This is a genomic window from Rugamonas violacea (genome assembly GCF_016461825.1).
Taxonomy (GTDB): Bacteria; Pseudomonadota; Gammaproteobacteria; order Burkholderiales; family Burkholderiaceae_D; genus Rugamonas.
On sequence record NZ_JAEMNU010000068.1, the window covers coordinates 14,232 to 23,233 of the forward strand.

Genomic DNA, 9,002 nt, shown 5'->3' on the forward strand with positions numbered 1-9,002 from the left:
AGCATTCCTGTCGCGCTGCTGCTGGCCGGCGGCACGCTCGGCGAACTGCGGCAACGCCTGCCGGGCCTGACGCCGGCCGCCACCTCGGTGCGCATCCCCATGTCGCCCGGCCAGTTCTCGCTCTGGTACGAGCAGCAGCGCCAGGATGCCGGCAACGCCTATCAATGCGCGATCGGCTGGCGCATCGACGGCGCCAGCCTTGACCTGGCGGCGCTGCAAGCGCGCTGGCACGCGCTGATCGGCGCGCACGAAATGCTGCGCGCCACCATCGACGGTGACGACGAGGAAGCCGGTCCCGGCTACGTGGTGCACGACGTCGCGGCCGTGCTGGCGACGGCCGGCCCGCAGCAGCATGTGGTGGCGGACGAAGCGGCCGCGCTGGCCCACGTGGCGCGCGTGCTGGCGGCGCCGCCGTCGCTGCGCCAGAGCTTCGCGACCAGGGTGACGGTGCTGCGCAGCGACGGCGGCGCCGCCTACCTGCTGCTGAGCTCCAACCATGTGCTGATGGATGCCAGCGCGATGTTTTACGTCGGCCAGCAACTGGCCGCCGCCTTGTGCGGACTGGCGCCGCCCGGCGCCGTCGCCGAAGTGGCGCAATACCGCGACTTCGTCGCCAGCCAGCGCCAACTCGGCGCCGAAGCGGTGACCCGCGCCGTCGCGCATATCGCGCCCCTCCTGCTGACCGAGGACGGCAGCCTGCTGCGTCTCGAGCTGCCCTACGAGCGCGCCGCCACGCCGCCGCCGGCCGAAGGCGACAGCGTGACGGCGGCGCTGACGCCGGGCGCCGCCCGCGCGCTGCACGCGCTGCCGGCCAACCGCCGCGCCAGCGTCTGCCTGACGGCCTGGTTGCTGCTGCTGGCGCGCTACTCGGGCCAGCAACGCGTGGTGACCGGGCTGGCGTTCAACGGCCGCACCCAGCAGCGCTGGCGCCACACGGTGGGCCACTTCGTCAACGTGCTGCCGCTGGTCATGGACATCGACGAGAGCGGCGACGGCGCGACGCTGGAAAATAGCGTCTCGACGGCGCTGTTCGAACTGCTCGACCACCAGGACGTTCCACTCGCCCATCTGGTGCGCGACGAGCGCCTCAAGGCGGCCGCGCAAGGCCACGATCCGCTGCAAAGCTATTTCAATTTCTTCGACGCGGCGGAAATGCATCTGGAGGCCGGCGCGGCCAAGCTGACGCCGCTGAGCATTCCCCAGCAACTGGCGCAGTTCGACCTGAGCCTGTGGATCACGCAGTACCAGGGCCACTGGGACATGCTGCTCAAGTTCCGCTGCCGCGCCTTCGGCCGCGACAGCATGACGCGGATGGCGGCGCACTACGCCGCGCTGCTGGAGCAACTGGCGGCCGGCGCCGGCGGCGCCGTGGCGCAACTGTCGATGCTGTCGGCGGCGGAGCAGGCCTGCTTGCTGGCCGGCGCCGGACCGCTGGCGGCGCCGGCGGCCAACGACGCGCTGCCGGCGCCACGGGCGCTGCCGGTGCACCAGCAATTCCTGCTGCAAGCCGAGCGCACGCCGGAAGCGGTGGCGCTCGAATGGGGCGACCGCCGCCTCAGCTACGCCCAGCTGCGCGACCATGTGCGACAGTTGGCCGGCCGTCTGAGCGCGCTGGGCATCGGCGACGAACACACCGTCGGCCTGCTGCTGCCGCGCGCCGCCTGTCCGGAGTCGGTGATCGCCATCCTCGCGCTGTGGCAGTGCGGCGCCGCCTATGTGGCGCTGGATCTGCAGCATCCAGCAGAGCGCTCGCTGTACATGCTGAAGACGGCGCGTTGCGCGCTGGTGCTGACCGGCAGCGCCGGCCCCGGCGAGGAGCTGCTGGCGCTGCTGCGGGCCGAGGCGGGACTGGGCATGCTCGAACTGGTCCTGGACGGCTCGCTGACGGTGCGCACGCGGCAAACGCCGACGCCGCCGCCGACCGCGCGGCTGGAGCCGAACAGCCCCTACGCCGACCACGCCGGCCGGCTGGCCTATGTGCTGTACACCTCCGGCAGCACCGGCATGCCCAAGGGCGTGCTGGTCGAACATGCCGGCCTGAGCGAACGCCTGGCTTGGATGGCGGACTACTTCGGCTTCGGCCCCGGCGACAAATTTTTGCAGGGCACCGTGCTGACCTTCGACATTTCGGTGCCGGAGTATTGCCTGCCGCTGATCTGCGGCGGCACCGTGGTCCTGCTGCAGGACGGCCATGCCGGCAGCGCCCACGCCGCCACCTGCCGCGCCCACGGCGTGACGATGATGAGCACCGTGCCGTCGCTGCTCAACCTGCTGGTCGCCGACCTGGCCGCCTGCGCCAGCCTGCGCCACATCATTTCGGTCGGCGAGGCGCTGATGCGGCCGGTGGTCGAACAATGGCTGCGCTCCGGCACGGCGGCGCTGCTGCACAACCTGTACGGCCCGACCGAGGTGACCATCTACGCCACCTTCCATGCCTGCCGCGAGATTCCGCGCGGAGCGGGCGCGCTGATCGGCAAGCCCTGCCCCGGCGTGCGCTGCTGGGTGCTGGACCGGCTGGGCCGGCCGGTGCCCGCCGGCGTGGCCGGCGAGCTGTATCTGGGCGACAGCGGCGTGGCGCGCGGCTACATCGGCACGGTGCGCCAGCCCGATCCCTTCCACGGCAACCCGCTGCAGTCGGCGCAACGGCGCGTCTACCGCACCGGCGACATCGTCCGCTGGAGCCCCGACGGCGAGCTCGATTACATCGGCCGCAACGATTTCCGCGTCAAGCTGCGCGGCCAGTTGATCGAGCTGGGCGAGATCGAACACGCGCTGCTGGCGCAGGACGGCGTGCGGCACGCCTGCGCGCTGGTGCTGGAGGTCGGCCCGCCCGGCGCGGCGACACGCCAAATCATCGCCGCCGTGATCGCCGCCGAGGAGCCGGCTGGCGCGCTGCAGCACAAACTGCGCCGGCGGCTGCCCGAGTACATGCTGCCGTCGCAACTGTTCCGCCTCGACGCGTTTCCGCTCAACAGCAGCGGCAAGGTCGACCGCGCGGCGCTCGGCGCGCTGCTCGGCGAGCGGCTGGAACAGGAGCGCGGGCAACGCTTGCCGGCCGCGCCGTCGGCCGCGACGCCGCTGACGCCGCTGCAACAAGGCCTGCGCGCGCTCTGGCAGGAACTGCTCGACGTCGAGCAGGTCGGCCTCGACGAGAATTTCTTCCAGCTCGGCGGCGACTCGCTGGTGCTGACCCGCATGGTGTTGGCGGTCGAGCGCACGCTGGGCCTGCGCGTCAATTTCGGCCGCTTCGTCGGCAAGCCGACCATCAACGGGCTGATCGACGCCGGCGCCCCGCTCGATGCCCCGGTCGGCGCCCAAGCCGGCGTGCTACCGGCCTACCAGGCCGACCTCGACCGCATGGCCGACCTGCCGGCCTTCAGCGCCGCCCCGGCCGGCCACGGCGACTCGGTGATGCTGACCGGCGCCAGCGGCCACCTCGGCATGCACCTGCTGCACGCCCTGCTGGCCGAGAGCACGGCGCGCATCGTGCTGCCGCTGCGCGGCGACGAGGGCCTGGCGCGCCTGGCGACACGCTACCGCAGCCTGTTCGACGCCGAGCTGCCGGTGCAACGGCTGGCGGTGCTGCGGGCCGACCTGACGCTGCCGGCGCTGGGCCTGTCCGAGGCCGACTACGCCGACTGCCTCGCCCGCGTCAGCCAGGTGATCCACGCGGCGGCGCACGTCAACCATGCGGCCGATTACAGCTCCATGCGCGACGGCAATGTGATCGCCACCCGCAACGTGCTGGCGTTCGCGGCGCAGGCCGGCGTCGGCCACGTCCACCACATGTCGACCCAGTTCACCGAGCTGAACGACTTGCCGGAGGCGCCGCTGGCGGCCAGCAGCCTGGAGGCGATACAATCCGGCTACGAACAGTCCAAGCTGATGGCGGAACTGCAAGTAACACAGGCGATCGCGCTCGGCTATCCGGCCACGGTGTACCGCCTGCCGCTGCTGTGCGACGACCGCGACAGCCGGCTGTACACGCAAAACCACTTTGTCGCGCTGGCCATCAAGTGCCTGCAGCTTGAGGCCTATCCCGACCTGGCGATGCCGGTCACGCTGCTGCCGACGGCACTGGTGGCGCGCTATGTGGTCAGGCGCGGCAAGCTGGCCGCCGCCTCGGGCGTGCGCAACCTCAACCTGGGGGCGCTGCCGTTCAACGCGGTGGCCGCCGGCATGCGGCGCGACATGCGGCCGACGCCGGCCGCGCACTGGGTCGAGCGCAGCAGGCAGGAGACCGAGGAGACGGATCCATTCTTCCGTTTGCTGCCGCTGTATGCCGACCTGGGCCGGCAAGACGAGGCGCCGGCCGCCCGCCGGCAAGTCGCCAACGGCGAGTTCCTGCGCGAACTGGCGCAGCTGGAGCTGAGCGCGGTGCGCAACGCCGACGACCTGCTGGCCTTTGCGGTCGACAGCCTGCGCCGCCTGGGCCGGCCATCCGATTAACCTTCCCGGCCGGGGCCGCCTGCAGATCGCGTCCCCCGGCCGACTTGATTGCTCACCATGAAATCCAAACTGGTTTATCTGGCCCTGTTCAGCACCATCTTTGCCGATGCCGCCGGCATCGGCATCGTCTACCCCACCCTCACCCCGCTGCTGCTGGGCGACGCCTCGCCGGTGTTCGACAGCAGCAGCGGCCCGGCCTTCCGCTTCGCCGTGTACGGACTGCTGCTGGCGATCTATCCATTGATGATGTGCCTGGGCTCGCCATGGCTGGGCGAGCTGTCCGACCGCAAGGGAAGAAAACCGATACTCATGCTGTGCCTGGCCGGCAACGCCGGCGGCATGTGCCTGACCGCCTGCGGCGTGTGGCTGGGCAGCCTGCCGCTGATCTGCTGCGGCCGGGCGCTGGCCGGCATCACCGCCGCCAGCCTGCCGGTGGCGCAGGCGGCGATCATCGACCTCAGCACGGCCGAGACCAAGGCCGCCAACCTCAGCCTGATCACCGCCGCCAACGGCATCGGCTTCGTGGTCGGGCCGCTGCTGGGCGGCATCATGTATCAGCAAGGCGCGGCGCTGTGGCAACCCTATCTGTGGGCCGCGCTGCTGCCGGCCGCCAGCGCCGTGCTGGTGCTGCTGTTCCATGCCGACTCGCGCGCGCTGTCCGGCGGCGCCGACGGCGGCGCCTGGCGCAGCCTGTGGGCCACCCTGCGCCGTCCCGAGCTGCGCCAATCGCTGGTGCTGCTGGCGCTATTTCTGGTCGGCTACTACATGTATTTCAACTATATGGCCGCGTTCGCCCTGCTGCGCTATGGCTTCGACGCCTGGGACCAGGCGCTGCTGCTGGCTTACTACTCGGCTTGCTTCGCCATTTCGATGCTGTTCATCGTGCCGTGGCTGACGCGCCGATTCGGCCTCGAACGCATCCTGCTGGTCAGCCTGGGCTGCCAGCCGGCGCTGGTGGCGGCGGCCGCCGTCGGCGCCACGCCAGCCGCCCTGTGGCTGCTGACCGGGCCGCTGGCGGTCGCCGTCTCCACCACCTATGTCTGCCTGCTCAGCATCGCCTCCAACCGCACGCTGCTGGAACGCCAGGGCCAGCTGATGGGCCTGACCTCCTCGATCAACGCCCTGGCCTGGGGCGTGGCGCCCTTGATCACGGCCGCCTTGCAGCCGCTCGGCACGCTGCTGCCCATCGTGGTGGCGGCGCTGGTGCTGCTGGCCGGCGTGGCGTGCATGCTGTTCGACCGCCAGCGCCAGGCCCTGCCGGAGGCGGCGAAGTAGCTCGCGCGCCCTGTAAGTTTTAACAGTAATGGCAGGGGGTGATTGCTGCTACATTCCGGCTTTGCCCCCCAGCCCCGAAAGGAACACGATGTCCTCGTCCTCCTACGTTCTACCCCATCCGCTAGGCCTGCGCCGCGTCGTCGTCACCGGGCTGGGCATGCTCACCCCGCTCGCGGTGGGCGCCGCGCCGACCTGGCAACGGCTGCTGGCCGGCCACAGCGGCATCCGCCCGATCGACCGTTTTTCCGCCGCCCACCTGCCGGCGCGCATCGCCGGGCAGTTGCCGGCTGCCGGCCAGGACGGCGGTTTCCGGGCCGAGGACTGGGTCGAGCGCAAGGAACTGAAAAAAATGGACCCCTTCATCGTCTACGCGATCGCGGCGGCGAGCGAGGCCCTGCGCGACGCCGACTGGGCGCCCGCCGAGGTCGCCGAGCAGGAGCGCAGCGGCGTCATGATCGGCGCCGGCATCGGCGGCCTGCCCGGCATCGAGGCCGCCGCCAGGGGGCTGGAGAATGGCGGCCAGCGGCGCCTGTCGCCGTTCTTCATCCCGTCCAACCTGATCAATCTGGCGGCGGGCCACATCGCCATTCAACACCAGTTGCGCGGTCCCACCCACGCCACCGTCACCGCCTGCGCCTCCGGCGCCCACGCCATCGGCGACGCCGCGCGCATGATCGCGCTCGACGACGCCGACGTGATGGTCGCCGGCGGCACCGAGGGCACCATCTGCGAGCTGGGCGTGGCCGGTTTTTGCGCCGCGCGCGCGCTGTCGACCGCGTTCAACGACGAACCGGCGCGCGCCTCGCGGCCTTGGGACCGCGCGCGCGACGGCTTTGTCATGGGCGAAGGCAGCGGCGTCATGGTGTTGGAGGAATACGAGCACGCGCGGGCGCGCGGCGCCAGGATCTACGCCGAAATCATCGGCTATGGCATGTCGGGCGACGCCTACCATGCCGTGGCGCCGCCGGAGGACGGCAACGGCGCGGCGCGGGCCATGCAGGCGGCTCTGCGGCGCGCCCGCCTGGCACCCGAGGCGATCGACTACATCAACGCCCACGCCACCTCGACCCCGGCCGGCGACCTGGCGGAAATCGCCGCCCTGCGCCAGGTGTTCGGCGCGCACCTCAACGGCGGCCTGTCGGTCTCCTCGACCAAGTCGGCCATGGGCCACCTGCTCGGCGCCTCCGGCAGCGTCGAAGCCATCATCACCGTGCTGGCCCTGCGCGACCAGGTCGCGCCGCCCACGCTGAACCTCGAACAGCCGGCCGTCGAGTGCGAGGGGATCGACCTGGTCGCCAACGTCGCGCGCGCCCGACCGATACGCTATGCGCTGTCGAACTCCTTCGGTTTTGGCGGCACCAACGCGGCCCTGATTTTCACCGCGCCGCCGGACGCGGCCGGACTACAGCAGGCGTAACACGAGGGCCTTGATCACCCCCGCCGTCTTGTTCAGCGCGCCCAATTTGAGCAGGGAATTACTGATGTGGAATGTCACCGTGCGCTCGGTGATATTCAGGATTTCACTGATGTCGGCCGAGGTCTTGCCGTCCGCGCACCAACGCAAAACCTCCGCCTCGCGCTCGGTCAAATGGACCTTGGGTCCGTCCCGGGCGGGCAAAGCGATGGCTTCGGAAATGCGCTCGTGCACGACATTGGCCAGCCAGGCGGCGCGCACCGAGACCGCGTCGATTTCCCGTTCCGTCAAAGCCTTGTGGCCGCGCGCCAAAGACAGCAAGCCCACCTGGCCGCTGGCGTCGCAGGACGATTGCGCCCAGCCATGGCGCAGGCCGTGGGCTTGGGCATCCTCCCAGAACTGGGGACTCTCGACAAACAGTTCGTCCGACCACAAGATCGGCTGCAAGGAACGGATGGCCCGGCTCACCGTGGGATCGACGCGGATGTACGATTGTTCCACATAGCGGCGTTGCCAGGAACTCGGGTAGTTATTGACGGTAAATACCTTGGGATTCGACATCGGCAGCCGGCTTTGCAAGCCATACGCGCAATATTCAAAACCCAAATCGCCGGCCTCGCTCAACATCACTTCGAATATCTCGTCCGGGGTACGGGTGCCTGCCAAATCTTCAATCACACCGCGTTGCCATCTAGCTGCCGGAACACGCGTTTTTTGGGCGTTACTAGCAATCATAGAACTCCTTTTGCCGATGCTGCACAGCACAATTGTGCCGGCGCTTTTACTTGAATAGCGTCACAGGCAGCGGGGTTGGGGGGCCTGTGACAGGCCTGCGTATGGTATCGCAAAATCCTGCCGCAAACACACGCCGATCGGCAAAATTCGGGCCTGCCTACCTGTGGTTTCCTACAGTTTTATATTTGTCGAATTTGCAATCCAATAGCCACCGCGCGATTGCCGTGGCAGGCGATGAAATCGCCTTCGTGGGTCTGCGCGGCAATAGAAATATGTCCGCAGATAGCTTTCATTTACTAAGCAAATGGCGCGACACCGCAGTGGCACTGGAGGCGCGTAGAATTGTCTCGAAATCGCCGGTCAGAGTGGAAAAAATACGCCGGCGAGGAGGTGTCATTCCACCTGAGTTTTGCAGCCGAAATCGGTGTCACGATCGATAGTGCGCCGCAGCAAATTTGCACCGCTTGCTTGCAGAAAGCAATTCGGTTTTAGGTCGACGAAGTTGATTTATGTTGATCTATATCATGGCGCGCTTGTACGCTTACCATCAAAAATGCCAAGCCGCATGGACAATAAAGTCCTGCGGGAACGAAAAAAGGTCCGATTGAAAGCTGGACGGCCAACGTCTGCTTGGACTTGAGCACGGACGATCCCAAGCCATGGACGGAGCGTCCCCAAAAGACCAATGTCATCGACATATTTCGCCCTGGCTTATTCGATGTGCTGAAAGATATCCCCGGGTGCCCAAAGTCAACGACGGCAGCTCCCGACATCGGCAACCCTGACGCCGAGCCGCAACCGGCCAAGGAGCGCGAGCGGACAAGGGATGGCTACAGCAGCACACCGCGCCTGGAGCGCTTCATCGACTGCTGGCTACAATTCGAAGGCGTTCAATTAAAGGCGCGTCGAATAAGCTGAATTCGTCGTTCTCCATCGGCGGACCGCCGCGTAGGCGGGAACCCATGCTGAGCCAATGGACATGCGGGGTATAGATTCCCGCCTGCGCGGGAATGACGGTTTTTCGAGGGGCCCTTAACCTGAATGTTTCATAAACCCTAATCGCTGGCGGACCTCTCCCTCGAAGGCGGCCTGTCTGAGCGTCAGCGGTGCGCCGGGCGAAGTTCGCCCT

The 9,002-nt window shown here is 68.3% G+C and carries 5 protein-coding genes; 4 read left to right on the forward strand and 1 reads right to left on the reverse strand.

The genetic code is table 11. The features are described 5' to 3' along the window. From H7U20_RS13105 to fabF, 3 genes are all read left to right on the forward strand, one after another. Nucleotides 1-4,449 (forward strand): non-ribosomal peptide synthetase (locus tag H7U20_RS13105; protein ID WP_199759597.1); only part of this gene is annotated, 4,449 nt, incomplete at its 5' end. 57 nt (nt 4,450-4,506) lie between these two features. After that, entirely contained in the window at nt 4,507-5,724 is a 1,218-nt protein-coding gene (locus H7U20_RS13110; protein WP_199759598.1) for an MFS transporter, read from the forward strand. A gap of 88 nt (nt 5,725-5,812) precedes the next feature. Beyond that, the gene (fabF, locus tag H7U20_RS13115) at nt 5,813-7,141 is read left to right on the forward strand and encodes a beta-ketoacyl-ACP synthase II (RefSeq protein WP_199759599.1); all 1,329 of its coding nucleotides are present in this window, start codon (nt 5,813-5,815) and stop codon (nt 7,139-7,141) included. On the opposite strand, the gene H7U20_RS13120 is transcribed toward fabF, so the two are convergent. Then, nucleotides 7,127-7,873 carry a helix-turn-helix transcriptional regulator gene (locus tag H7U20_RS13120; protein WP_199759600.1) on the reverse strand — a complete coding sequence of 249 codons (747 nt, stop codon included), beginning with the start codon at nt 7,871-7,873 and terminating at the stop codon, nt 7,127-7,129. The genes fabF and H7U20_RS13120 overlap by 15 nt on opposite strands. 636 nt (nt 7,874-8,509) lie before the next feature. Here H7U20_RS13120 and H7U20_RS13125 point away from each other — a divergent pair. Then, complete coding sequence (locus tag H7U20_RS13125) at nt 8,510-8,791, forward strand: hypothetical protein (protein WP_199759601.1); 282 nt, start codon at nt 8,510-8,512, stop codon at nt 8,789-8,791. Nucleotides 8,792-9,002: the final 211 nt, after the last annotated feature.

Coding starts and splice junctions, on each gene's coding strand:
- H7U20_RS13120 (WP_199759600.1), bottom strand. CDS start 7,873: ATGATTGCTAGTAACGCCCAAAAAACGCGTGTTCCGGCAGCTAGATGG.
- H7U20_RS13110 (WP_199759598.1), top strand. CDS start 4,507: ATGAAATCCAAACTGGTTTATCTGGCCCTGTTCAGCACCATCTTTGCC.
- fabF (WP_199759599.1), top strand. CDS start 5,813: ATGTCCTCGTCCTCCTACGTTCTACCCCATCCGCTAGGCCTGCGCCGC.